At 47.3% G+C, this 24,669-nt stretch carries 29 protein-coding genes and 1 tRNA gene; 23 read left to right on the top strand and 7 right to left on the bottom strand.

The genetic code is table 11. The features are described 5' to 3' along the window. Positions 1-62: 62 nt before the first annotated feature. The 3 genes from I8U19_RS13540 to I8U19_RS13530 are packed head-to-tail and all read left to right on the top strand — an operon-like array spanning position 63 to position 3,696. Positions 63-2,132 (top strand): BglG family transcription antiterminator, encoded by a 2,070-nt coding sequence (locus I8U19_RS13540; RefSeq protein WP_198056167.1) that lies wholly within the window; start codon positions 63-65, stop codon positions 2,130-2,132. Continuing rightward, on the top strand, positions 2,129-2,392 hold the full coding sequence (locus I8U19_RS13535; RefSeq protein WP_033101232.1) for a PTS sugar transporter subunit IIB: 264 nt from the start codon (positions 2,129-2,131) through the stop codon (positions 2,390-2,392). The genes I8U19_RS13540 and I8U19_RS13535 overlap by 4 nt, the downstream gene beginning before the upstream one ends. A 41-nt stretch (positions 2,393-2,433) precedes the next feature. Continuing rightward, positions 2,434-3,696: a PTS ascorbate transporter subunit IIC gene (locus I8U19_RS13530; protein ID WP_198056189.1), complete on the top strand. Its 1,263-nt coding sequence runs from the start codon at positions 2,434-2,436 to the stop codon at positions 3,694-3,696. Positions 3,697-3,825: 129 nt separating this feature from the next. Here the strand turns inward: I8U19_RS13530 and I8U19_RS13525 are convergent, their stop codons facing one another. Further along, on the bottom strand, positions 3,826-4,143 hold the full coding sequence (locus I8U19_RS13525; RefSeq protein ID WP_033101233.1) for a MerR family transcriptional regulator: 318 nt from the start codon (positions 4,141-4,143) through the stop codon (positions 3,826-3,828). A 276-nt stretch (positions 4,144-4,419) separates the two neighbouring features. Between I8U19_RS13525 and I8U19_RS13520 the strand changes: the two genes are divergently transcribed. The 10 genes from I8U19_RS13520 to I8U19_RS13475 all read left to right on the top strand — a co-directional run bounded on the left by I8U19_RS13520 (position 4,420) and on the right by I8U19_RS13475 (position 11,812). Further along, positions 4,420-4,683 carry an HPr family phosphocarrier protein gene (locus I8U19_RS13520; protein WP_198056166.1) on the top strand — a complete coding sequence of 88 codons (264 nt, stop codon included), beginning with the start codon at positions 4,420-4,422 and terminating at the stop codon, positions 4,681-4,683. A gap of 290 nt (positions 4,684-4,973) precedes the next feature. Further along, positions 4,974-5,789, top strand: coding sequence for an ABC transporter ATP-binding protein (locus tag I8U19_RS13515; protein WP_198056165.1), 816 nt, complete (start codon positions 4,974-4,976; stop codon positions 5,787-5,789). A gap of 178 nt (positions 5,790-5,967) precedes the next feature. Next, the gene (locus I8U19_RS13510; protein ID WP_198056164.1) at positions 5,968-6,897 is read left to right on the top strand and encodes an iron-hydroxamate ABC transporter substrate-binding protein; all 930 of its coding nucleotides are present in this window, start codon (positions 5,968-5,970) and stop codon (positions 6,895-6,897) included. 21 nt (positions 6,898-6,918) lie between these two features. Then, entirely contained in the window at positions 6,919-7,956 is a 1,038-nt protein-coding gene (locus I8U19_RS13505; protein WP_198056163.1) for a FecCD family ABC transporter permease, read from the top strand. A gap of 2 nt (positions 7,957-7,958) precedes the next feature. Then, positions 7,959-8,966: a FecCD family ABC transporter permease gene (locus I8U19_RS13500; protein WP_198056188.1), complete on the top strand. Its 1,008-nt coding sequence runs from the start codon at positions 7,959-7,961 to the stop codon at positions 8,964-8,966. A gap of 195 nt (positions 8,967-9,161) precedes the next feature. Beyond that, positions 9,162-9,698, top strand: a complete 537-nt coding sequence (locus I8U19_RS13495; protein WP_198056162.1) for an RNA polymerase sigma factor — start codon at positions 9,162-9,164, stop codon at positions 9,696-9,698. A gap of 63 nt (positions 9,699-9,761) precedes the next feature. Continuing rightward, a complete protein-coding gene (locus tag I8U19_RS13490) occupies positions 9,762-10,148 on the top strand; it encodes an anti-sigma factor (protein WP_198056161.1) in 387 nt (128 codons plus the stop codon). Between the two features lie 51 nt (positions 10,149-10,199). Beyond that, the gene (locus I8U19_RS13485; RefSeq protein ID WP_052154243.1) at positions 10,200-10,604 is read left to right on the top strand and encodes a hypothetical protein; all 405 of its coding nucleotides are present in this window, start codon (positions 10,200-10,202) and stop codon (positions 10,602-10,604) included. A gap of 14 nt (positions 10,605-10,618) precedes the next feature. Then, on the top strand, positions 10,619-10,846 hold the full coding sequence (locus I8U19_RS13480; protein WP_033101239.1) for a hypothetical protein: 228 nt from the start codon (positions 10,619-10,621) through the stop codon (positions 10,844-10,846). A 282-nt stretch (positions 10,847-11,128) separates the two neighbouring features. Then, the gene (locus I8U19_RS13475; RefSeq protein ID WP_198056160.1) at positions 11,129-11,812 is read left to right on the top strand and encodes a TerC family protein; all 684 of its coding nucleotides are present in this window, start codon (positions 11,129-11,131) and stop codon (positions 11,810-11,812) included. A gap of 146 nt (positions 11,813-11,958) precedes the next feature. Here the strand turns inward: I8U19_RS13475 and I8U19_RS13470 are convergent, their stop codons facing one another. Further along, a complete protein-coding gene (locus I8U19_RS13470; protein ID WP_198056159.1) occupies positions 11,959-13,377 on the bottom strand; it encodes an MDR family MFS transporter in 1,419 nt (472 codons plus the stop codon). Between the two features lie 166 nt (positions 13,378-13,543). After that, on the bottom strand, positions 13,544-14,173 hold the full coding sequence (locus I8U19_RS13465) for a TetR/AcrR family transcriptional regulator (RefSeq protein WP_052154244.1): 630 nt from the start codon (positions 14,171-14,173) through the stop codon (positions 13,544-13,546). A 180-nt stretch (positions 14,174-14,353) separates the two neighbouring features. On the opposite strand from I8U19_RS13465, the gene asnB reads away from it, so the two are divergent. Continuing rightward, positions 14,354-16,177: an asparagine synthase (glutamine-hydrolyzing) gene (gene asnB, locus I8U19_RS13460; protein ID WP_033101243.1), complete on the top strand. Its 1,824-nt coding sequence runs from the start codon at positions 14,354-14,356 to the stop codon at positions 16,175-16,177. 174 nt (positions 16,178-16,351) lie between these two features. Further along, complete coding sequence (locus tag I8U19_RS13455) at positions 16,352-16,936, top strand: lysophospholipid acyltransferase family protein (RefSeq protein WP_033101244.1); 585 nt, start codon at positions 16,352-16,354, stop codon at positions 16,934-16,936. A 32-nt stretch (positions 16,937-16,968) separates the two neighbouring features. On the opposite strand, the gene I8U19_RS13450 is transcribed toward I8U19_RS13455, so the two are convergent. Then, on the bottom strand, positions 16,969-17,925 hold the full coding sequence (locus tag I8U19_RS13450) for a polysaccharide deacetylase family protein (protein WP_232331017.1): 957 nt from the start codon (positions 17,923-17,925) through the stop codon (positions 16,969-16,971). Positions 17,926-18,276: 351 nt separating this feature from the next. Between I8U19_RS13450 and I8U19_RS13445 the strand changes: the two genes are divergently transcribed. Then, positions 18,277-18,352 (top strand) — tRNA-Ala (locus tag I8U19_RS13445). Between the two features lie 95 nt (positions 18,353-18,447). Here the strand turns inward: I8U19_RS13445 and I8U19_RS13440 are convergent. The 3 genes from I8U19_RS13440 to I8U19_RS13430 all read right to left on the bottom strand — a co-directional run bounded on the left by I8U19_RS13440 (position 18,448) and on the right by I8U19_RS13430 (position 20,836). Further along, the gene (locus I8U19_RS13440) at positions 18,448-19,617 is read right to left on the bottom strand and encodes a site-specific integrase (protein ID WP_033100782.1); all 1,170 of its coding nucleotides are present in this window, start codon (positions 19,615-19,617) and stop codon (positions 18,448-18,450) included. A gap of 267 nt (positions 19,618-19,884) precedes the next feature. Beyond that, entirely contained in the window at positions 19,885-20,331 is a 447-nt protein-coding gene (locus tag I8U19_RS13435) for an ImmA/IrrE family metallo-endopeptidase (RefSeq protein ID WP_052154140.1), read from the bottom strand. Between the two features lie 130 nt (positions 20,332-20,461). Next, a complete protein-coding gene (locus I8U19_RS13430; protein WP_052154141.1) occupies positions 20,462-20,836 on the bottom strand; it encodes a helix-turn-helix domain-containing protein in 375 nt (124 codons plus the stop codon). Between the two features lie 219 nt (positions 20,837-21,055). Between I8U19_RS13430 and I8U19_RS17700 the strand changes: the two genes are divergently transcribed. From I8U19_RS17700 to I8U19_RS13400, 7 genes are all read left to right on the top strand, one after another. Further along, positions 21,056-21,322: a helix-turn-helix domain-containing protein gene (locus tag I8U19_RS17700; RefSeq protein WP_052154149.1), complete on the top strand. Its 267-nt coding sequence runs from the start codon at positions 21,056-21,058 to the stop codon at positions 21,320-21,322. Beyond that, entirely contained in the window at positions 21,313-21,615 is a 303-nt protein-coding gene (locus tag I8U19_RS13425) for a helix-turn-helix domain-containing protein (RefSeq protein ID WP_198056158.1), read from the top strand. Before I8U19_RS17700 ends, I8U19_RS13425 begins: the two co-directional genes overlap by 10 nt. A gap of 218 nt (positions 21,616-21,833) precedes the next feature. Next, entirely contained in the window at positions 21,834-22,841 is a 1,008-nt protein-coding gene (locus tag I8U19_RS13420) for an ERF family protein (protein WP_198056157.1), read from the top strand. Further along, positions 22,813-22,995: a hypothetical protein gene (locus tag I8U19_RS13415; protein ID WP_033100784.1), complete on the top strand. Its 183-nt coding sequence runs from the start codon at positions 22,813-22,815 to the stop codon at positions 22,993-22,995. The genes I8U19_RS13420 and I8U19_RS13415 overlap by 29 nt, the downstream gene beginning before the upstream one ends. Before the next feature lie 57 nt (positions 22,996-23,052). Then, entirely contained in the window at positions 23,053-23,511 is a 459-nt protein-coding gene (locus tag I8U19_RS13410; protein ID WP_198056156.1) for a hypothetical protein, read from the top strand. Continuing rightward, positions 23,498-23,698: a hypothetical protein gene (locus tag I8U19_RS13405; RefSeq protein WP_033100786.1), complete on the top strand. Its 201-nt coding sequence runs from the start codon at positions 23,498-23,500 to the stop codon at positions 23,696-23,698. Before I8U19_RS13410 ends, I8U19_RS13405 begins: the two co-directional genes overlap by 14 nt. A 255-nt stretch (positions 23,699-23,953) precedes the next feature. Beyond that, complete coding sequence (locus tag I8U19_RS13400) at positions 23,954-24,502, top strand: host-nuclease inhibitor Gam family protein (RefSeq protein ID WP_198056155.1); 549 nt, start codon at positions 23,954-23,956, stop codon at positions 24,500-24,502. Positions 24,503-24,669: the final 167 nt, after the last annotated feature.

Here is a 24,669-nt window from a genome sequence, read left to right as displayed (position 1 = left end):
ATGGAAACGGTTACAAAAACGAAAATTCTCTGTTTATACTAAAGGAAAGAAGGGGATGGGTCATGCTACTGGATGAACGCTGCCTGAAACTGCTTCAGGAGATCGTGACGAGACCGGACAGTTCATGGAATCAATTGCAACAGAATCTTCGTCTGTCGCGCAGACAACTCGCTTATGCTCTGGACAAGATCAATGCCTGGCTGACCTGTGAAAAGCTGCCGGAAATCGAATACCGACGCCGGGAGGGATTCGTGTTTCCACCGGTGTTGAAGGAAAAAGTGCAAAGCATGCTTTCACCGGTTCAGAGAGAAGAGTATGTTTGGTCAAGCAGGGAGAGAGCCCGGTTGATCCTGTTGTCGCTTCTCACCACCAAGGAAACTTGGTCGCTGATTCATGCCAGCAGTTTTCTGCAAGTGAGCCGCAACACGGCTTTGTCCGATATCAAAGAAGCAAAACGGATCGCCGCTCAGGCGGGTGTCGATCTGATCTATTCAAGGATGGAGGGCTACCTTCTGACCGGACCGGAGTGGCAGCAGCGCAAACTGATGCGATGGCTGGTTTTGCATGCATTGGAGCAAAAAAATGGAGAAGTTTTGCTGACAAAAGTGTTGGAGCAAGACCGGGAAGTTCCGTATTCCGGTGTGCGATCCTGTTTGGAGAGAGTGGAACGCGATCTGCAAGTTCGCTATACGGATGAGCATTTGCTGCAACTCACCTATATGCTTCAGTTTTTGGGGAAGCGGCTGGAACGGAAATGCCTGATCTGCTGGGATGAGGCGGAATGGGAGGAAATTGCCCGGACTGAAGAATACCGGGTGAGCCGGCATCTTCTCGGTGAATTGGCACCGGACGGGCTGTCGGAAGAAGCCTTCCGAACCGAACAAGCCTATATCGCCTTCCAATTGCTCGTGACCAATGTTTTTTCCCAAAAGGAAAAACCGATGCAAGAGATCGCCGCAGCCATGGTCGGGGAATTTGAACGTATCGCATGTATCAGTCTGGCCGAGAAAGATCACCTGGCTTCGCTGATCGCGATGCATCTGTATTCGGCTTATTACCGGATCAAATACGATCTCGAAATGCAAAATCCCCTGCTTGATGTGATTTTGCGCGAAAACGAAGCATTGCACTATTTGGTGAAAAAATGCGTGATTCCTTTTCAAAACCGGGTGGGCAAGCCCGTTCCCGAAGGAGAAATGGCTTATTTTACCATGCATTTTGGCGGATGGCTGAGGCGACAGGGGCTTGAACTGACCAGCAGGCCCAAAGCGGTGGTGGTGTGTCCCAACGGTATTGCTATTTCCAATTTGCTGACGCATGTGCTGCGTGAACTCTTTCCGGATATTCTGTTTCTCGATGTCCTGACTGTAAGGCAGTTTTTTTCCGGACGAATCAAGTGTGACATCGTTTTTTCCACCGTCTATTTGCGAACCGATTGCAAGTTTTTTATTGTGAAACCGATTTTGAGCTGGGAAGAGAAGGCCCGGTTGCGTAGCGAAGTATCGAGAGAAATTTATGGCTTTCCTGCAAACCGGGAGCAATTGGTTAAGGTTATGGATGTGATAGAGCAGTATGCCGATATCCATGACCGGGCCGGTTTGTCCAAAGCGTTGGCCTCGCTTTTTGCGCCAAACCATTTCACTCCTCCATTTAAAAAGGAGAGTAAGAAACCGATGTTGAACGAGTTAATCACAGAACAGACCATTCAGTTGCGCACGCGGGCAGCTGATTGGAAAGAGGCGATCCGCCTGGCGGCTAAGCCTCTCATCGACAGCGGTTCGATTGAAGAGCGTTATGTGACAGCCATGATTGAGTCGATTAACCAGTTGGGGCCGTATGTGGTGCTTGCGCCCAAAGTGGCGATTCCGCACGCTCGTCCCGAACATGGGGTAAACCAGTTGTCGATGAGTTTTTTGCGGTTGAGAGAAGCGGTTCTTTTTCCGCAAAATAAAGCCGTTCATTTGATCTTTGTGCTGGCCGCTGCCGACAATGAATCGCATTTGCTGGCACTGGCCCAGCTGTCGGAGCTGCTGGCAAAAGAAGAGGAAATTGAACGCCTCATTCAGGCGGAGACGACGGAAGAAGTGATGAATATGATCAATCATTACTCAAAAGGGGATATGCAAAGATGAGAATCTTGGTCGTATGCGGTAATGGACTTGGCAGCAGCTTTATTATGGAATTAAACGTGAAGAAGGCGTTGGGTGAACTGGGTAAGGAGGCGGAGGTGGAGCACACCGATTTGGCGACCGCCCGCACCGAAAAGGCGGATATCTATCTTGGGGCGCAGGACATCATCTCCCAGTTGGACGACGGCACGCGCACGATTGTGGCGTTGGAAAATGTGATGAATCTCGAGGAGATCAAAGAGAAGCTCGCCTCGCACCTATGAGTAGAGCTGTCCGATCCAAATAAAGGAAGTTGGGGATGAAAATGAAGTTTTTGCAAGTGATCGTTGATATCCTGGGAACCCCTTCAATTCTGGTAGGGATTTTTGCTCTGATCGGCCTGCTCCTGCAGAAGAAAGGGCTGGCGCAAATCATTTCGGGAACGCTGAAGACCGTTCTCGGGTTTATTCTGATCGGTGCCGGTGCCAATGTGATTATCGGCTCCCTCGATGTTTTTGGAAAGATGCTGAACCGCGGATTTTCCATCTCGGGCGTGATTCCCAACAACGAGGCGATTGTGGCTGTGGCGCAAAGCACATTCGGCACCTCCACCGCTTTGATCATGGTGTTCGGGATGGTGGTCAACCTCATTCTCGCCCGTTTTACGCGCTTGAAATTCGTATTCCTGACCGGGCATCACACCTTGTTCATGGCCTGCTTGCTTGCCGTCATTTTATCCACCGGGGGCTTGCACGGAGCTTTACTGGTCACCGTCGGGTCCGTGATCCTGGGGATTTTGATGGTGGTTTCCCCGGCGATCCTTCATCCTTATGTGCGGAAAATTACGGGCACGGATGATTTTGCAATCGGCCATTTCGGTTCTTTTGGCTATTTTGTCGCCGGTCTGGTGGGGCAACTGACGGGTAACAAAGAGAAGTCCACCGAATCGATCAAAGTGCCCAAACAGCTCAGCTTTTTGCGGGATACCTCTGTTGCCGTATCCTTGACGATGACGATTTTGTTTTTGATTGTCGCCCTCTTTGCCGGGCCTGCTTATATTCAAAAAGAGCTTTCCGGAGGACAAAATTATCTCGTCTATTCCATTATTCAGGCGATTACGTTTGCCGCTGGTGTTTATGTGGTTCTGGCCGGGGTGCGGATGCTCATCGCGGAGATTGTCCCGGCGTTCAAGGGGATTGCCGACAAACTGGTGCCGGATGCCAAGCCTGCCCTTGATTGTCCGACGGTGTTCCCGTTTGCGCCCAATGCGGTGATCATCGGATTTTTATCCAGCTTTGTGGCCGGACTGATCAGCATGTTCCTCTTGCCGCTGGTTGGACTGAAAGTGATCGTGCCGGGGTTGGTGCCCCATTTCTTTACCGGAGCGACTGCCGGTGTGTTCGGCAATGCGACGGGCGGACGCCGCGGGGCGATTTTCGGCGCCTTTGCCAATGGTCTCATTATCAGCTTCTTGCCTGCCCTGCTGCTTCCGGCTCTCGGGGAACTCGGCTTTCAGGGAACCACATTTGGCGATGCCGATTTCGGCGTGGTCGGTCTCATCCTCAGCCAGATCATGAAACTGTTCTGAATCAAAGAAAAAGGAGCCCCCAGGCGCAGATGGCCCTGGGGGATTTTCTATTCAAACGGAAAGCGGACGAAGGGATTGCTTGAGGCATCCCTGCCGCTGCGGGAATGTTCGGGCCTATGAAGCAGGCCTTCACTTGGAGTAATTGTAGTTTTTCATGCCAAAGGCGGCATTTAGCTGTCCCTCGATCATTTTGTGCCGGAGTTTGGGATCTTTTAACTTTTTTTCTTCCATTTTTCTGATCTCATGAGATTGCCAGCCGTCTTCCATTTTATTTGCGATATCCATTAATTTTTCGACGTCGGAAAAGGAGTATTTACGTGTGCCGCCTTTGGTTCTCTCCGGAAAAATCAGCTGTCGTTCCTCATAGTAACGGATTTGCCGGATGGATAACCCGGTTAATTCACTGACGGTTCCGATATTGATCACTTTTCGGTCTTTTAATGACACGGTATCCGCCCCCTTTATGTCATGATTTTAGCAGCTTTTTTGACATTTTTCTAAATGGTTGTCAGATTATCTTACGTAAAATTTGAGGGAGTCGGGAGAAATCTTGTCATAAAATGTCGCGTAATTGTGGCGGATGCAGGTGGAAGTATGAAATACTTGGAAGGGGGGCTCGAAGGGCCATGGGCAGCGATGGGATCAACTTGCCCGCCTTGTTGCTGACGGTTTTTACGCGTCTCCTTTTTCATTTTGCGAATCTTTTTAAAGGGGATGACTTACATGAAAGAACTTCGCTTCCAGTGCAAAATTCCATCCCGCATTCCGTTGGAAAAAATGATTCAATTTGTGCAGAAGATTGATCAATTTGACAGTGTCATTTTAATCCAATCACAGCATACCACGATCAACGGAAGAAGTTTGCTCGGCATGTGCATATTGGCCACCGGTTTGGTCAACAGTCAGGTGACCTTGCTCATTTCCGGACCGGATGCTCAAATGGTGTTTGAACAGATGAAGGATCTCCTGTTTGAAAGAGCCGGATAATTCGGGAAAAAAGAGGATGAAGAGGCGTTGCCCGATATTTGGTGCTTTTTGAGGGGACTCGAATCAGCCTTGCGTTTCTTTTTCCCGAGCTTGCAATACCGTACAGGTGCAGTGGGAAGGCGAATAACCTTTTCTCAGTAATTGACATAATCCCGTGTTTTAAATAAAATACAGATGAAATTGAGAATCGATATCAATTCAGTGCTGGCGAAGGAAAGGGCCCGGATATGAACGCAGAGTGGGCCGCTGTCTCTTCGATTGTTCGGGAAAGAGAAACGGGAGGCTAACCGATGTCCAGGCTTTATACTGAGAATTTAAGCATAGCCTATGGCGATGAGGAGATTGTCAAAACGTTAAACCTGAACATCCCTGATCAGAAAATTACCGCGATCATCGGACCGAATGGTTGCGGGAAATCAACCCTGCTGAAGGCGATGGCCCGAATCCTCTCTCCGCGGTCGGGTGCTGTATTTCTGGACGGGAAAGAAATGATGAAGCAATCGACAAAGAAGATTGCGCAAAAAATGGCCATCTTGCCTCAGACCCTTGTTGCACCGGAGGGAATTACGGTTGCGGAATTGGTTTCCTACGGCAGGTTTCCGTATCAAAAGGGGATGGGGAGGCTGAAGGATACAGACCGGGAGGTAATTGATTGGGCGCTTCAGGTCACAGGTATTGCCGACTTCAGGGACAGGCAAGTCGATGCCCTTTCGGGAGGGCAGAGGCAAAGAGTTTGGATCGCTGTGGCATTGGCTCAGGAAACGGAGATTATTCTTCTGGATGAACCAACAACCTATCTTGATTTGTCACATCAGCTGGAGATCCTGGAGTTGCTGAAATATTTGAATGAAAAAGAAAAACGCACCATTGTGATGGTGATCCATGATCTGAATCAGGCAGCCCGTTTCGCTGATCATCTCGTGGCCATGAAAAAGGGTCGGATCATAAAGGAAGGGACTGCGCAAGAGGTGATGACTTCGGAGGTTATCAGGAGTGTCTTTAACATTGATGTTGAGATCGGACTGGACCCGAGAACTAAAAAGCCGATGTGCCTTACTTATGATTTGATCAAGAGGTTTCATTCAAAGGAAGAAATGATGATCTGAGGATTTTTCAAAATGGATTTGTTGGCCGGGGCGTGGTGTCCTTTCTGACCTCCCCGCGTCTTCCGGATTTTCAGCCCTGGGTTGTGTTGGCAGCTCACGGGCAGTTTGTGGAATCATGCATCATTTTTTATATGCTGTTGAGAATGATTTTTATTATCTTTTGTGAGGGATGAGCAGGATGTGTATTTATAAAAAACATATTTTATTCAGTTTGCTTGTTATTCTGTTGGGGTTGTTGACGGCGTGTTCCGGTGGAGCAGGCCAGACGAACCAAGCCGATTCAGATATGAAAATTTACCATTCGGATACGGGAGATGTAAAAGTGCCTGCCCATCCGAAGAGAATAGCCGTGTTGGCCGCATCCTACACCGGGAATCTGCTGAAGCTGGGAATCACCCCGATCGCGGTAAACGAATGGCCCAAGAAAAACAAATTTTATGAGGGCAAATTGGATCGCGTGGAAGTGATCGGCAATGATTCGTTGGAAAAGCTGCTGGCTCTGAATCCCGATTTGATCATTGCCTATTCTAACGATAAAAACCTCAAGAAATACGCCGAAATTGCCCCGACTGTCGCCTTTACCTATGAGAAACACAACTATCTCGAACAACATATTGAAATCGGAAAGTTGGTCGGCAAAGAAAAGGAAGCACGTGCGTGGGTGAAAGAGTGGCAAGAAAAAGCCGAAGCGGCGAAGAAAAAGGTTCATGAAGCCATCGGGGACGATGCAACGGTTACCGTGTTGGAGAGCTATGGAAAAGATGTTTACGTATATGGAAACAACTGGGCCCGCGGGACAGAGGTAATCTATCAGGCTCTGGGTCTCAAAGCTCCCAAAAAGGTGGAGCAGGATGTTTTTGGGACGGGATATAAAGCCATCTCAGCAGAGGTGCTTCCGCAGTACGCCGGAGATTACCTGTTTGTGGGAACAGGATACGGAGCAGCAGACAATTCATTTATGGAGACAGAGGTTTGGAAAAGGATTCCGGCTGTGCAAAAGAACCATGTCATTACCTTTGACTCAAACTCTTTCAATTTTAATGACCCGATTACGCTTGAAAACGAACTTGATTTTATCGTAAATGCACTGACAAAAGAGAAAAGATAGGAATTAAAAGGACTAATTCGAATGATGATGACCAAAAACAAACAGGCAACAGGTAATCGGGTTTACTCCCGACCGGCCATTGGAACATCCGTGTTGGCTTTTGGCTTGATTATTCTGGTCGGGGGGATGGTGCTCGCGATCTCAGTGGGAGCCGCCCATCTGGATTTTCTTACAGTATGGAGATCGATCTTACACTACGAACCTGCCAGGGAAGCGGATCAGATTATTGTCGGCATCCGGTTGCCAAGGGAGTTGGGAGCAGCCATTGTCGGGGCTGCCTTTGCGGTCAGCGGAGCCATCATGCAGGGAATGACGAGAAATTCCCTCGCAGATCCCGGTTTGCTTGGTTTGAACGCCGGTGCAAGCATGGCGCTCGCCTGTGCATTTGCGTTCCATTTCACGTCTGACTATTTGTCTATCATGATTGTTTCTTTTATCGGTGCCGGAATCGGAGCGGGGTTGGTATTTGGTCTGGGATCTTTACGGCCGGGAGGGATGTCTCCGATCCGCCTCACTCTGGCCGGTGCGGCGGTGTCGGCCTTATTGACCGCTTTGGCGGAAGGCATTGCCCTGTATTACAAACTGTCCCAAAACCTTGCTTTCTGGACGGCCGGAGGAGTTTCCGGGACAAACTGGCTTCAATTAAAACTTGTTTTTCCGGCCATTGTTGTCGGCATGGTGATGGCTGTCATGCTTTCCAAAGGATTGACCGTCCTCAGCTTCGGGGAAGAAATGGCCAAAGGGTTGGGGCAGCGTACTGTATGGACAAAGGCAGTCCTGACGGTTGCTGTGCTGATTCTGGCCGGTGCCGCGGTTTCGCTGGCTGGTCCCGTTTCTTTTGTCGGATTGATCGCTCCGCATATCGTCCGTTATCTGGTTGGAACTGATTATCGCTGGATTATCCCGTGTTCAGCCGTGTTTGGGAGTATCTTCATGGTGCTGGCCGACACAGCGGCGAGAATGGTCAATGCTCCGTACGAGACACCGGTAGGCGCCATCGTATCCATCATCGGCGTTCCTTTCTTCCTTTATCTCGCACGAAAGGGAGGAAGAACATGAACATGATCCGTTTCGACCCGCTTAAGAAGGTTCGCTTTACCCTGATCGCCGCATTGGTTTTGCTTCTGGCATTGATTGTGATCAGCATGGCCACCGGATATGTCTCTTTGTCCCCTGCCCAATTGGTGCGAACGATTTTCGGGCAGGGAACGGCCAGGGAAAATTTGATTTTGTATGATTTCCGGCTTCCGAGAATCATTATAACCGTGTTGGCCGGGATGGGGCTGGCTGTTTCCGGCTCGATTCTGCAAAGCATTACCCGAAACCCTCTTTCCGATCCGGGTATTTTGGGAATCAATGCAGGTTCAGGGCTCATGGTTGTTTTTTATGTCATGTTTTTTACAGCGGAAGCGAACCGCTCTTTATTCGCACTCCCCCTGTTTGCGTTGACAGGAGGGATATTAACGGCTGGTTTCATATATATTATGGCTTATAAAAGAGGGGAGGGGGTTGACCCGAATCGGCTCGTTTTAACGGGTGTCGGAATCGCGGCGGCTCTGTACGGGGCTGTTTTGATCCTGACCACCCGTTTGCAACGGGAGCAATATGATTTCTTTGCCAACTGGATGGCAGGGAGAATTTGGGGGGATGATTGGATCTTTGTTCTTGCTTTGCTTCCCTGGATTCTTTTGCTCGTCCCGTTGGCTTTGGCAAAGTCGAATTTACTCAACATCTTGAATTTGCATGAGCATCTCTCTGTCGGTTTGGGCGTTCGGGTGGAAAGAGACAGACGGCTCCTTATTCTGATCGCGGTCGCCCTTTCTTCGGCTTCTGTATCCGTAAGCGGGGGTATTCCGTTCATTGGGCTTATGGCTCCGCATATCGCCAGGGCCTTGGTCGGACCGCGACATCAACGCTTTCTTCCGTTTGCGGCGATGATCGGGGCCATTTTGCTCCTTGCCGCGGACACCATCGGCAGGGTTATACTGGACCCGAGCGGGATTCCGGCCGGAATCGTCGTAACCATCATCGGCGCCCCCTACTTTATGTACTTAATGGCCAAAAAGTAGTATCACCATCGTTGTTTTTGCCCCGGTAACCCGGGGCTTTTTCTTTGTAAATGTGCGGATGATTGGATCGCGGGCACATTTCTCTTCCGATGTTGCTCAGGTGATCAGTCCCGGGTTGGTTCTGGATATCGTTTTGACGGGAAAAAATTTTTTTGGATTGATCGAACCAAAAGCCGGTTTGCCCCGACTCACTATATGAATGAACGGGGAGGTGGTGGGGATGGGTTTTCCGGGAAACGCGTAGGAGAAAATGCGGACACACTGGCAGAGCAGTGGCTAAAGGCGATGGCGATGGGAGACCAGAGGGCGTTTGCGGCACTGTATCAGGAGTTTGCCCCGCGCCTCTACGGTTATCTGCGGGTACAGATAAATCATGATGCCGACATTCAGGATTTGATGCAGGATATTTTTGTGGCCATCTGGAAAAGTTCCGCCCGCTATAACGGAGAGGCGAAAGTGGCGACATGGATTTTTGCGATTGCCCGGCATAAGCTGCTTGATTGGCTGCGGTCCCGTCGCCGGTATTCGCAATTGGAAAGCCTGGAGGAGATCGGCGAATTCCGAAGCGGTTCAGAACCGGATATTGCGGATCAGGTGGTGACCGAACTCTCCGTCGCTGACGCCCTTGCAGCCTTGCCACCGCACCATGCCGAGCTTTTTTACCTCGTCTTTGTCGAAGGAATGAGTTATAAAGAAATTAGTGTATGCTGGGTATTCCAGAAGGGACAGTAAAAAGCCGGATGCATCAGGCGAAGGGCCGGATGCGGCAACAATTGCGCAAAGGAGGGACTGATGATGAGCGAACCGTGTAAAACCGTGCAGGAATTGCTGCCCTGGTTATTGACTGAGACGCTGTCGAGCGCCGAAATCGTGTCCACCCTCAACCATGTTAAAGAATGTGATGCATGCAAGCGGGAACTTGCCTTTCTCGTTGCCGTAAAAAACAGCGCTGTTTCCGTGTGGGGCTCACAGCCTGATCCTGCGTTTCGTGATCAGCTTTGGGCGCGCATCCAGGCAGCCCAGTTTCAAGCACCGCGGCGGCGTACCGGTTGGATCAGGAATATCCCGGCTGCGCTCAGTCAGGCAGTTTCTCCCTTTCTCCTCGGACGGGATGCAGTCCGGTTTGCCTTCAGGTCGCTGTCGGCTGGCTTTACGAAGATTTTTGCAGCGCTCATTCCGTGACGCTGAGCTTCTGTTTCATCATTTCAATTCAATTAAAGGAGAGATGGGATTATGGAATTCAGACCGGGTCCTTCTGCGAAAGAAATCTCTGAAATTCTTGAGGTTATGGCCAAAAAAGCCCCGGAATTGCTTGAGGTTGTGTCAAATAAAGTTCCGGAGGTATTTACAAAGCTGTTTGACATTCTCTATTCCGAAGATTCTGCCCGTGAGATGGGCAAAGCGATCGGAAGCTTGTACAAGGAATTGATTGATGCGGGAATTCCTCAGGATGCCGCTCTTAAAATGACATCCGATTACATGTTTTCACTGAAAGATTTGGTTCGCAATTTTTCCTCCGGAAACAAGCAATTTTATTTCCCGCAAAAAGACTGGAGAGATTGGGGCCGGAGACCGCCTTTCGGTCCGCATGACAGACCGCCGTTTAACCCGCCCAATCATAAACCCTCTGACCAATAACGGAGGCAGGGGCAATGGGGTATCTTCATCTCATTGGGCGAACGGCGGCCGGACTGACCAAATTCAGCTCGGCTTATATCCGGTGCAGTCTCGGCAAACGGACCGCCATCAAACGGTTTGAGCAGGAATTGATCCAATCCGGCCTCCCGCTGCCTGTCGTAAAACAACTGACAGAAGAGTATGCGGATATGGTCAATTTAAATCCAATCGACTATGCCAAAATATGGCGAAAACAAAAATAGTTTGATATAAAGGCCGTCGGGAGTGCTCCTGGCGGCCGTTTTTTCGTAAACGGGTTCAGGTGTTTTATTTGATATTAAGATAGTTTTATTGGATAATTGTATTGGTAATGCAGTCTTCATGATTATTTGCAGTAAAAGTAAAATGAATGGAGGTTCACTTCGGAGCGAAGATGAACCTTTTTCTTGGGTTCCAGGGGTGTTGTTCGATGGTATAATCGTGCCCCGATGCGCCCGATGAAAATCAGGCACCCGATAACCTCTACCCGGGAGATGTTTGTCCTTATGATATCAGCTTTTTTGATCGGTCTGGTAAAAATTATCCTAGTCAACATTGTATTAAGCGGAGACAATGCAGTCGTGATTGCCATGGCCAGCCGGGGATTGAAACCCGAGTTGCGCAAAAAGGCAGTGTTTTGGGGGAGTTTTGGAGCGATCGGGCTCAGAGTTGTCCTTACGTTTATCGCCGCCTGGATGTTCAGAATTCCATTGGTTCAGTTCGTGGGGAGTTTGATTCTCGTCTGGATCGCCATCAAATTATTAAAGGGTGAGGATGATGCTCACGAGATCCAGGGCAGTTCGCGTTTGCTGGAAGCGTTCAGGACAATTTTAATCGCGGATCTGGTCATGAGTTTGGACAATGTGGTGGCTGTCGCAGGAGCGGCCGAAGGAAATATGGTCTTGATCATAATCGGCCTTGCGCTGAGCATTCCGCTCATCATTTGGGGGAGCCAGCTCATCATGAAACTGATGGAACGCTTCCCGGTCATTATCATTGTCGGGGGAGGATTGTTGGGGTACACCGCAGGGGAAATGATGGCGGAAGACAAAATCTTCCGGCGCCTGGTTGTCGATTCCTTTCCCGCTTTTGATGACTTTTTGCCGGTTTGTCTCACTGTATTGGTCATTGTGATTGGACTGCTCTGGAAAGTGAGGAGCAGCGAAACGAATCCTTCGGATTGCAGATGACGGCAGACGGGAGCAGGCATAGAAGATCACTGCTGGAGACAGCTGAGATTTTCTATGCTTGTTTTTTTATGAAGAGAAGAATCCCGTTGGCCGGGAGCGATCTGCCCCACAGGGAAACGAACCGGGCCAAGGGATTCACGGCAGGATCATAAAGTGGAAAAGAGATCAATCAAGCGCATGAAGGACAGATGGTCCCCGAAATAGCGGGAAGCGATAAAGAGGATTCCCAGCAGCAAGGAGATTAAAGGAATCATCTTATAGGAAAACTTGATCAGAGAAGCGAGCCTGAGATCATACAGCACGCGATAGACAATCTGGGCAATTCCCACTCCGCTTTTTTGCCGGTATCGCCGGTATCCCATGGCATAAAACCAGATGATATGCAGGGAGATGATGACAATCACCCACCAGGTGAGCGGTGCTCCCACCTGCTTGAACATCCAGCCGCCAATCATCGGTCCCAGGAAGAGACCGGCCTGGGCGAGGTTGCCGATTCCGTAATAGGCTCCTCGGTAGCGGTCGTCCGCCAGCTGGTCGATCATCTTGTTTGTAATCGGAAAGATGAGCATTTCACCAAAGGTGAACAATACGATGCCGATGATAAAAAAAGAAGCGTGTTTTCCGATTGCAAACGAGGCATACCCCAGCGCGAAAATAAAGCAACCCAGGATCACGCTGCTCAGAGGGTTTTTATTCTCGGCCCAGCTGGCTACCAGCCCCTGCAATAAGATGACCATCAACGCGTTAATGGCGATCAGGAGGGGATAGACATTTTCACCGTTGCTTAAAAGGCTGTAAAGATAAATGGGCAAGTTTGTTTCCATCTGTGAATAAACGATATAAAACAACAAACTGCCCATGATGTAATACCCGAGTGACCGATCCCGTGCCAGCACCCGGACAAAACTGGAAAACCGTGTCGACTCCTTTGGCCGGGACCATCTGGTCTGTTGCTGATAGTTACGCAATGTCACGATCAGGAGAAGCGTGTAAAGGGCAAAAGCGATTCCGGTGAAGAAAAAGGTATAAATCCCCACCCATTCATATAAGTAGGTTCCGAGCAGCGGACCGGTAACCATTCCGACATTGAGTGCAGTATACCGATATCCGAAAATTTTTAACCGCTTGGACTCTATCGTCAGATCGGCCATCAGCGCCTGGGATGCCGGATCAAAAAAAGAACGGCTCAGCCCATGTGCCAGGCTTAAACCGATGAAGCTGTAATAATCCCTGGCAAACATAAAACCGAAGAAGACGAAAGTCCACAAAATCATCGAAAGCCAGAGAATGAACCGCCTCCCGAAGAAATCGGAGAGAGGTCCTCCGATGAGCCCACCGATTGCGCCTCCCAAACCGGCCATTCCCAAGACGGTGCTGACCTGCAAAACTTCCAGGTGCATTTGTTTTGTAAGGTAAAAAGAGAGGAAAGGCAAACTCATAAACACAGCCATCCGCGTAAAAGCCGTCCCGAACAACAAAAACAGGACAATGGGATGCATGCGCTCCTGTTTGTATTTTTCTTTTCTGGATAAAGTGCCTGCCTGGATTCCTTCTATTCTCGCCACCCCCCTCTTTTGGAAATTCAAGCGGGTTTTGGTGAATTTATTATGGAAAAAACTGAATTCATTTTTATCATAGCGGATAGCATGAAAATGGTACAATGTATAGTTTTTGAATCATTTGCTCTTGGTGTAATTTTTAGCCCTGGTTTTAACCGGAGTAACCGGTCTTTTATCTGTGATGATGCGGAAATTGTCCGATTTTCAGATGCTGTATCCGTAACCGCGTCAATTGCATGGCCATGTATTCCGGAGGATAAGGGAGGTTGTTTCTCAACCACCAGGCAATGACGCCGAGGTAAGCGGAGGCGGCATAATGGATGAGAATTTCCTTGGGAACAGCCGGTTGTATATCATAGGCCGTACTTTGATTGAGGCGTTCATTCAAAATATCGGCAAATACATCAAGCAGGCGAAACAAAAAGCGTTGTTGTCCGTTCATGTTAAGCATGACTTTGTAAAACTGCTGGTGTTTGGCGACATGCTCAAAGACATAGACCAGATCAGGAAGAGGACGAACCACATTTCCATTGGCATCGGTGATGTTTTCACTGTCCAACCGGCATTGTTGCATCCCTTCCACCAGTTCCGCCAAAATTTCCTCGATGCTTTGCATCAAAAGATCCCCTTTATCCCGGTAATGGAGGTAAAAAGTAGCCCGGTTCAAAGTTGCTCGCCGGGTGATTTCCTGTACGCTGATCGCATCGTATCCTTTTTCCCCCATCAGTTCGATCAGGGCATTACGCAGCATTTTGCGCGTACGGACAACCCGGGGATCAAGTTTTTTCCGTTGATTTTTCATGGTCATCCCCCTGTGGAGTTTTCATGTATTTATAATCAATCATTCCCCTTTTTGTCGATTAATCAACGGGTTAGAAACAGTTTGCTTGTTGAAATATATACTACATGTATTATAATAAACGATGTGTTGATTAACAAACGTCGTGTTAATAAAGTCGGTAAATGATGGGAGATGGTTGACATGTGTGGAATTACCGGCTGGATCGATTGGGAAAATGACATTTCCGGTCAAAAGGAAATTCTGGAGAAAATGGCGGGAACGATTCAAAATCGCGGACCTGACGCAGAGGGTTTTTGGCTGTCACCCCGGGCCGGTCTGGCTCACCGCCGCCTGATCGTGATCGATCCGGAAGGTGGTCTGCAACCGATGGTGGAACGATGGGGAGACCGTCTTTTCGCGATGACATACAACGGCGAAATCTATAATTATCTTGAACTGAAAAAAGAATTGCAAGAACGTGGCCATACCTTTAAAACCAATTCGGATACCGAAGTGTTGTTGCACACCTACCTCGAATGGGGAGAAGACTGCGTACGGCACCTGAACGGGATTTTTGCCTTTGCCATCTGGGACGATGCGAACCAAAAACTGTTTTTGGCACGTGACCACCTGGGCGTGAAACCGCTGTTTTACACGGAAAAGGGAAGCATGATCCTGTTTGCGTCCGAGATCAAGGCGATCCTGGCACATCCGGAAGTGAAACCGGAATTGGATGCAGACGGATTGGCGGAGATTTTCGGAAACGGCCCGATGCGTACGCCCGGCGTGGGTGTATTCAAAGGGATCAAAGAGGTTCGCGCCGGCCATTCGATCACCTTTACCCGCGAAGGCAAACGGGTGACCCGCTACTGGCAACTGGAAAGCAAACCCCATACGGATGACGTGGAAACAACCGCAGCCAAAATTCGCGAAATCCTGGAAGATACCGTCCGTCGCCAACTCATCTCCGACATGCCGCTGGTGGCCATGCTTTCCGGCGGGCTGGATTCGAGCGGTCTGACGGCGATTGCCGGAAAGGAACTGGCGAAAGAGAATCGCACCCTGCACACGTATTCGCTCGATTTTGTCGGCAGCGATCGCGATTTCCAAACGGATTTGCTCCATCGCGATCTCGATGAACCGTGGGTAAAACGTGTTTCCGAACATGTGAAAACCGAGCACCATACGATTGTCCTCGATTCGGAGGAATTGCTTGAAAACCTGCTGGTTCCGTTAAGGGCACGTGACCTGCCGGGGATCGGGGAGATGGAAACGTCCCTCTACCTGCTCTTCCGGGAAATTAAAAAAGATGCCACGGTCGCCTTGTCCGGTGAATCGGCAGATGAAGTATTCAGCGGATATCCCTGGTTCCATCAGGATGAGTTCCTCAATGCGGGCACATTCCCGTGGCGGGTGAGCACCACCGGCTATTTGTCCAGTTTATTGTCCCAGGAAACGCTGAATTATGCCCGTCCTGACGACTATGTGCAGACGCGCTATGCAGAAGCGATTTCCGAAGTTCCGGCTTTGGAGGGAGAAGGCGATCTCGAAGCGCGGCAACGGGAAATGTCTTACCTGTTTATTACCCGGTTCCTGCCGTTTATGCTCGATCGCAAAGACCGGACCAGCATGTACACGGGCTTTGAGGTTCGCGTTCCGTTCTGTGATTATCGTTTGGTCGAGTACCTGTGGAATGTGCCCTACCGGGTGAAAACAGTCGATAACATTGAAAAAGGGATTTTGCGGCGTGCACTGAAAGGTTATCTGCCTGACGATGTGCTTTATCGCAGAAAAAGCGCCTATCCGACTGCGCAAAACCCTGTTTATTACCAAGCGATTATCCGCTGGGCCAACGATATCCTGGCTGACCATAACTCCCCGATCTACTCCCTGGTCAACAGACGAAACGTGCAGGCGTTGATCGATGGCAAAGCCGGCGTCGACGAAGGACAGATCGTCAAAGCACTGGAGTATTTGATTCAAGTGAATTCCTGGATCAAAGAATATGGCATAACCATTTCCTGATGTAATTTGAATTTCCCACTTTACCACGAAGCTACCCCTTGATAGGCCAATTCCTGTATGAATTGCAGGGATTGGCCTTTTATTTTTGATTTACCTCTTTGCATAATTGGGAATCCCTGTTACTGTAAGAGTAAGAACAAAAGTCACTTGTGTCATCCGGATAAAGGAGGAGCCATGTATTCATTTGCGAAAATCATTGCTACAACCATTTTAAAAATTTTCTATCGCATTCGTGTTGAGGGAGCAGAGAACGTTCCAGCCGAAGGAGGCTTTGTCTTGGCCTGCACCCACACGGGCTGGTTGGATATTATTGCGCTCGGTGTTTCCATTCCGAGGCCGATTCACTATATGGCAAAAATTGAATTGTTCAAGATACCGCTTGTCGCCTGGTTTTTGGGCAAATTGAACAGCTTTCCCGTCAACCGGGATCAACCCGGCCCCAGTTCCCTGAAAACGCCGATTCGCTTACTTAAAAAAGGAGAAGTGGTGGGGATTTTCCCCAGCGGTACCCGGACCAAGGAATCAGTACCTTTGAAAAGAGGGGCGGCGTACTTGGCCGACCGGGCGAAAGTGCCCATTCTCCCGGCGGTTTATGAAGGTCCGGAGTCGCTGCGGTTGGGAGATCTTTTTAAAGGGAAGACAATCGTGATTCGGTTTGGCGAATTGATCGCGCACGAACAGGAGGATGGAGACCGGCAGAAAGCTTTGCTCAATTGCTTAAATGAACGGATGGAGTTTTTAGCCGGGGAAAAAAAGTAAAAAGCACTCCCCTTTTGCGGGAAGTGCCGGGATTACACTCTTCCGTCTGCGGGAGGAGTGTTTTCTTTTGTCGGTGTGTTCTCATAGGCTGGAATTTGCAGCAGTTGATCCAGAGTGACGATTTCATATCCTTGGTTTTTCAGATATTGAATCGTTTTTCGCAGCGATTTGACGGTTGCACTGCGATCACCTCCGGCGCAATGCTCCAGGATGATGCTCCCGGGTTGCACCTCTTTGACGATCGTTTGATAAATGCCTTCCGGTGTGCGCCCTGCTTTCCAATCTTCTGTATCCACGTCCCAATCGATAATCTGGTAACCTTTGGCCAGGATTTGTTCTTTTCCGCCATGGATCGCTTCATAGGGGGGACGGAAAAAATGAACCTTGTAGCCGATGATTTTATAGATTTCTTGGTCGGCCCGTTCCAGTTCACTTTCCAGCTGTTTTTGCGTAAGCTTCGGAATCAGCGGATGATCCCATGTATGGTTTCCGATTATATGGCCCTCTGACACAATGCGTTTTAACATCTGAGGGTTTTTGTGAGCCATTTTTCCAACGACAAAAAAAGTGGCATGCACATTTTCTTCCTTTAGAATATCCAAAATTTGCGGGGTGTATTGATCATCAGGCCCGTCATCAAATGTCAGGGCGACCTTTTTTATTTTGCGCGAACTGTTAAAGATCACCGATTGATCCTTGAGGCGCGCCAGATCTTCAGATTGTTTTTGGTCCAATGTATCCGGATTGACCGGGGTGAACTCGTATTTTGGAATCGGATTGGTTACGGCCGGTTTGCTTGGTTTTTGCTGATCCGCATTTTGTTTGCTTCCGGAAGCATATTGTTTTTGATCCTGAGGATGATTCGTTTCAGCCGAAGAAGGATGTTTTTGTTGCTCATTATGTACTTGGTCCGCTTGATCAGTAGTACATCCTGACAGGAACAGGCTCATACCGAGAAAAAAGGACCCAATGGCGAGGATTCGGCGCATATAGGTTCACCTCAATGTTAGTTTGAACAATAGTTGACAAAAAAACAGAGCATAGCCCTGACGAAAATCAAAGTGATTTCCAAAAAATGATATGTCAAAGAGCAATTTAACGACCTTACTAAATGATTGTATAATGGTTGAACGAAGAAAGATGTGAATAAGAATTGAATTTTTTCACAGTCGTCGTGAAGATTTATTGGAGAACAGCCATAAACGGGAAAAGCCAGCTTTTTGAGCCCGGATCTTGCTTAAAAAAGAGAAAAATTTTTTGGGGAAAGATGCTTGACTTTCAAATGCGGATGAGTTATATTTATAACTGTCAGTTCGATTCGACGCAAAAATGCATATCGCGGGGCATTAGCTCAGCTGGGAGAGCGCTACACTGGCAGTGTAGAGGTCAGCGGTTCGAGCCCGCTATGCTCCACCAACCAAAACCCTTGAGAATTCAGGGGTTTTTCTTATTATGTAAGGCGGGGGATAGTCGAGGAGAGTGCTGATTGCAAACATTTTGCAAACATACACTCAATGGCGATTTACTTTGGAAATCTTGCTGTTTTCGAGGAACATTTTTTCGAATCGATCAACGGCTTCCTGTTGCATATTAGGGAGAACATGACTGTAAATGTCCATTGTGATTCGTGTATTTGAATGGCCTAGCCTTTCGGACACAATTTTCGGATGCTCCCCTTGTTTTAACATTAGGGTGGCATGTGTGTGCCGCAAGTCATGAAACCTAATATCAGGTAGATTGGCTTTTTTTATGATTCTGTAGAAGCTTCTTAGAAGATTTCTTGGGCTGACCGGGGTTCCGACCGATGTTGCCACAATCAGATCATTATCCTGGTAACCCGCACCTGCTAGTAATTTTTCTTGGTTCTGTATTCTTTTGTGCTTCTTTAACTCTTCGATCGTAGTAGACGGAAGGGAAACTGAACGAATGCTGCCTTTGGTTTTAGGCTCTTGTAATACTGGCTTCCCATTCACTACTACTAAATTCTTTCTTATACTTGCAGTTTTAGCCTCAAAATTGATGTCTTTCCACCGTAGCCCAAGGATTTCGCCTCTTCGTAGCCCGGTTGTGATCGCGAGAAGAAATGCTATATATAATCGATCTTTTCTTGCGTGGTCAAGGAACAAAGTGACTTCTTCAGGTTCCAATGTGATGATATCCTTTTTTCCAAGAGCTGGAGGATCAGCTAAGTCTGCAACATTTCGACTGAGCAATTGCCATTTTACTGCATGACCTAGTGCTTCTTTAAGAATTACGTGAAGGTATCTTACTGTGTGCGGTGATAAACCCCCTTCCCCATCAACCCTTCCATTTGTGAGCTTCTCATTGTAAAAGCGTTGCAAATGCATAGGTTGAAGCTGTTGTAAAGTGATCGCACCTAAAGTGGGAATAATATGTGCATTGATATAGGTTTTGTACGTTTGAAGCGTTGATGGTCTCAAAGCAGTCTTTGCGTAGTCTTCTAGCCACCGTTCCATATATTCTTTTAAGGTTGTTTTAGCAGGTTCAACAAAGGTCCCCTGCTCAAGTTCATGAATTTTTTGGATCAGTGCTTTTTCGGCTTCTTTTTTAGTTTTAAACCCGCTAAACCATTTCTGCTTCCGCTTGCCTGTTTGTGGGTCTTGTCCAATATCTAATACAAAGCACCATTTACTCCCTCTCTTACGAACATGTCCTTTCATACAGTTCCCCCTACCAATCAGATACTAAGCTCCCCTACCTATGGCTCAGACTCTTTTCACTATTTCTGTATCTTGCAAGGCACTCCCAAGAACAAAAGTGGTTTTCTGCATAGGTGTTGGGGAGCTTGGTTAGCATTGTAATCCAGTTCTCCGGTAAAACCAAGCTCTTTTTCTTTCTCTCACATTGATCACATGCATAAAGAATCATGATCGTTTCCCCGGATAGTTTTTCTTTATCTTTGCTGATAGAAATATCTATTTTGTTGACTATAAAACATCTGTTGAACCCATTCTTCGGATGTTAAGTAACTTAAATCGAAATTGAACCATTTCTTCAGTTACTTGGAAATAATCAGCCAATTCATGGAAGGTGGTAATCCCCTTAGAATAAGCACGTATGAGCTTTTTGAATGGAATTAAGAATTCCGCAGCCCAACGCATAGCCCTAAACTCGATCCGACCGATCTCTATTGCTTTCCGGTTGTTAAGCCGTTGATGGCAGACGGCTATGCCGCAAGATGTAAAGTGATGTCCCAGTTCCTCCGCAAAAATACATCGGAAATACGGGTCATTATGAACAATTCTGTTGGCAAATACGATCAAGGGTGGGCGATTCAATGAATTCAAATAGATAGCTTCCAGGGGCGGATCTAACTCTTTGTACCAAATTTCAATGCCTTCTTGATTCGCAATGTTAAATAAGTCCAATGACATCCGATATCCGCCTCCTGTACAGTAAAAGTAATAGATACCGTTTGTATATAAAATATTACATACAAACAGGTATTACTACTTTTATTCGGAGCGTTTGTTGATTTTTTGTCCAATTGATTAAAGTTTTTTGTTAATCAACCTTTCTGGGATATGTCTTCAAATAGGCAATAATGATTTCGCGTAACTGCTCCTGCGCTTGTGGGGGCAGTTTTTTCGTGTAATCGCCAAGTTGATGAAGGCATAAAGTATCGATTTCATCAAATACATGGTCCTTGTCATTCTCTCTCTCAGGAATCTTTGGATTTTCAGAGCGACCAGCAAGATATTCAAGAGATACTTCAAGAAGATTTGCGATATTGGTAAGCTGCTCGAAATCTGGCTGTCTTCCACCATTTTCGTAGCGATTTACCGTGGATTCTTTCACACCAAGTGCAGATGCGAGTTGAGCTTGTGTCCAACCTTTTCTTTTTCTAGCCAGTCTGAGGCGATCCCCTAAAATTGACATAGTATTCACCTCCCTTGATCGGATTGAAGTTGCCATTTTGGTAATTCCGATACGGAAATTATACATAACCGAAAAGGTAAAATCAATAGAGACAAATGCCATTACGTAAGTTTTCTTACTTGACATTTGCCATAACGGAAAGTAGGATATAGATATAATGACAAAACGGAAATATCCACATTCCTTAATGGAAGGGTGGTGATTGTTCTGAGTAAACCTATGCAAACCTGTGATGTCCTGATTGATCTTAAAAAGATCAAACGACTTAGGATTCACAAGGGGTTTAGCCAAGAGTTTATGTCAAAGTTTCTAGGATATAAAAGTGTGCTTGGATACCACTACCTTGAAAAAGGCAGATGCCAGATGAAAGCGGAGCATTTAATCATGATCGCTGATTTGTTTCAAGTGAGTTTGGACGAGCTCTATGTAAAAGTCTATCCGTTACGTTCCACGGGAACTCAGAGAGGTGAGGTACATTGCGACTAGGGCAAATGACAATCCCATCATCGTCAAATTCGCAATTGGATAAATCGCGTGAACTATTACATATTCTTGAGCGGATGATCGAAATTGTTGAAACCAAGGAGCTGGAAGATAAACCTTTAGCTTTAACGGTTAAACAAGCTGCTGAGCAACTGCAAGTATCTGTACCTACGTTAAGAGAGCATTTCCTTTGTCGTCCGGATTTTCCAAAGGTTCGGGCTGGAACGAGATTTCTGATTCCCCGGAAAGCCTTGGAGGAATGGCTGAATAGTCAAGCTTCGATAAATCATGGCTAGATTTTGGGTACTGAAAGGGGGTGGTTTTGTGGTTTAAGAGAGATGATGGTGAAAGCAAAAAGCCCGCTTGTGGCGACAAGCGAGCTTAAAAAAGAAATTTGGATACCTCTAGTCTAACAGATCGACAGACTGGAGGTCAACGGAGGGAATCGTTATCCCTCCAACGGACGGTATTTTGGCTGATGTACATGTGCCAAATAAAACGAGGTGAGCGAGTAATGAAATTCGCCGAAAACAACACCAATATTCTCGCGGCCTTTGTGAAGTTTCAAGGACTGGTAAAAAACCCGCCCAAAAATCAAACAGCTACGATTCATACCAAGAACGGAGGATCTTACTCGTACAAGTATGCAGATTTGGCCGACATTGCAGATGTGATTCGTCAACCTATGAAAGAAAGTGGCTTAGGTTGGTTTCAAAACGCTGTACGGGATGAGAACAACAAGGTTATTGGAATTTACACGATTCTGGTTCACGAATCGGGAGAAATGATTGAGTTTGAACCAATCCCGGTGAAAGAAGACGAGAGGAATCAAACCAATACGGCATCGCAAAAGCAAGGATCAGCCATTACCTACGCCAGACGGTACTCTCTAAGCCTGGCCTTAGGACTTGCAGCAGATGAGGATAGTGATGCGGTTCCGGTTCAGCCCGTAAGTGATAAACAGAAGCAACCAAAATCCCAGTTCAAAAAGCTGAATCGACACGAGCAACAGCCTTCCAAGCAAAAAGACTTGGCTGCGTGGAACCAACTGGCGGAAGAGAACCAAGAAGAAACGAAACAACAAAAAGGAAATGGAGCGCAGAGAAGACGTTTCTTTGCAATTTGTGGTGAAAAGAAGATCACCACCAAAAGGCAAAAAGCCATCGTGTACGCCTTCACGAAAAAATCGAGTCGAGCGGATGTCACGGATGAAGAATTCGCGGATATCAACAAGTTCTTGAGCAAGGATAAGAACAATTCCTTGAGCAATGCAACAGAAATTGAAATCGTGAGAGCCGTCAATGAATTCAAAGAAAAACAAGCGACATCTTCCAGTCAAGAATCTGATGACAATTTGGAAGCTGGAGAACCAGTTGAAACCACATCCTCCAGGGACCAGCAGATTGCCTCAGACCAAGAAGGAAATCAGGATTTGGGACTGGACAATGAGCGATTGGATGAGGAAATCCATGTGGAGATGGAGGATGGAGTAGATGGAAACCAATTATCTGCGACTTCCTGAGTATCATGTGATTGACTCGGAACAGGTGGAGGAATTGGAACGGATTCGGATTCAGATTCTCCAAGCATTGGACCTCGGACATACGGAAGCCATTCGTCGCATTCTGGACGATGACCTGGTTTACACCATTCGTCAAATCAAGCAGTCTGTATAAAATCGGGCAGCCGGGTGGCTGGCCTGCCCGGTTTGCTCCCAAGAAAGGGAGAAAGAGATGTTCATCAGAAAAGCTGAAATTTGCATGGTTGACAATAAAACCATTGAAGTGTTGGGTCAAGATTCCCAACGGGTCTTCGAAATTTCACTTGACCATGAAGAAGGGTACAAATTCCCGAACTTGATCATTGAAAGGGAAGAAAAACGGATTTTCATCCCAGGAAGCCAAATTGCCTCCATTTGGTTTTATGAGCATCGTGAGGCAAATGAGGTTCAAAAGCAGATTGATTTGAAATGGGAAAAAGTCGAAGACTTAACGAGAATCAAGTCGGAACCAGATTTATTGTGGTTCTGCGATGGGAAAGGCAACACCTTTATTCGATCCCCAAAATCAACCGAATCCGTCCTTGTTTCGACCAACCCCGTTGTTGCACGGCTTCTGAAAGGGATTGAAGCACTGGAAGATCAAAGAAATCAATTACTCCAATCCGCAGGTGATGAAGATGAAAAAGAATAAGGATCGCATTGTATTTCAAGCTGTTGTCAATAAACCGGTTGATCATCTGCGAGAGGGAGATCCCATCGTTTGTGCCCAAAAACAAATGGACACCATTGCTTCGATCTTTACGGTTAACGGGCGAACGGTCATCAAGACAAAAAACTTTGGTTGCTATTTTGCCGAAGATTTGGTGGTTCGTCTGTGAAAAAGATCATCATGAAAGCAAAGTTGGTTGACGGTTCAGACGTTCAGTTCGATTTTTTCGAGATCAAGTTGATGATTGACCTCCGGGTTAAGGAGAGCATCATTTACATCAAGTATCGAGGTAAGAATTACTCAGTAAAAAAAGAGTCCATCGACTTCAACGTGATTGGGTAAAAGCTGACGACATATGTGTCTGACTAGTCTGTCGATTTGGGGTGGTCTTTGTGCCGCCCTCTATCAAAGGATGTGAACCAAAATGGTAATCAATGAAATCAGCTTGCATGATTTCTTGGAGGAACAAGAGCAAATCAAAGAGCATTTCGTGGTTGACTCACCGGAAAAAGCCAATTGGGTACTTAGAAAAATCAAAGCTCTTCAAAGCAAAAAAGCTGGCAACATCGCTCTGGCTGAATCAGAGATCGAAAAAATTTATGCTTGGCTTGAAATGGTGAACGGACAAATTGACTGGGATTTGGATTACTTGACTGGATTGTTGACGGCTTATGCAAATGAGTTAAGGCACGAAGACCCTGAATTTAAATCAATGAATTTGCCGAACGGGAAGATTGGATTCCGCAAGCAGCAGCCTAAATGGAACTATCAAGAGAAAACCTTGGTTCAATCGCTCAAAGATTTGGGCCGCATCGACTTAATTCGTATCAAAGAGGAGCCGGATAAAAACGGGCTCAGAAAAGCATTTAAAATTCAGGGCAATCGAGTTGTGGACCCGGAAACCGGTATGGTTATCGACGGGGTGTCGGTAGAACATCGGGAGGATGAATTGAAAATCGAGATTGTGAAATAGACGGGATATCTTGGCAAGGGACGGACTAACCACCGTCCTTTGAAAGCGGAGGGTTACATCCAGTGATGATGGTTCTTTCCCCCGGTGACACTCTGCCTCTGGGGGGAAAGATAGCCGACCCTCATTGAGTACAGTACGGAGCAAGAAAGGATTGTTTGGAGGAACTT

It is taken from the genome of Thermoactinomyces sp. CICC 10523, assembly GCF_016055105.1.
Lineage (GTDB): Bacteria > Bacillota > Bacilli > Thermoactinomycetales > Thermoactinomycetaceae > Thermoactinomyces_A > Thermoactinomyces_A daqus.
The sequence above is the reverse complement of the archived record's forward strand: the minus strand, read 5'-3'. Positions and strand labels throughout refer to the sequence as shown.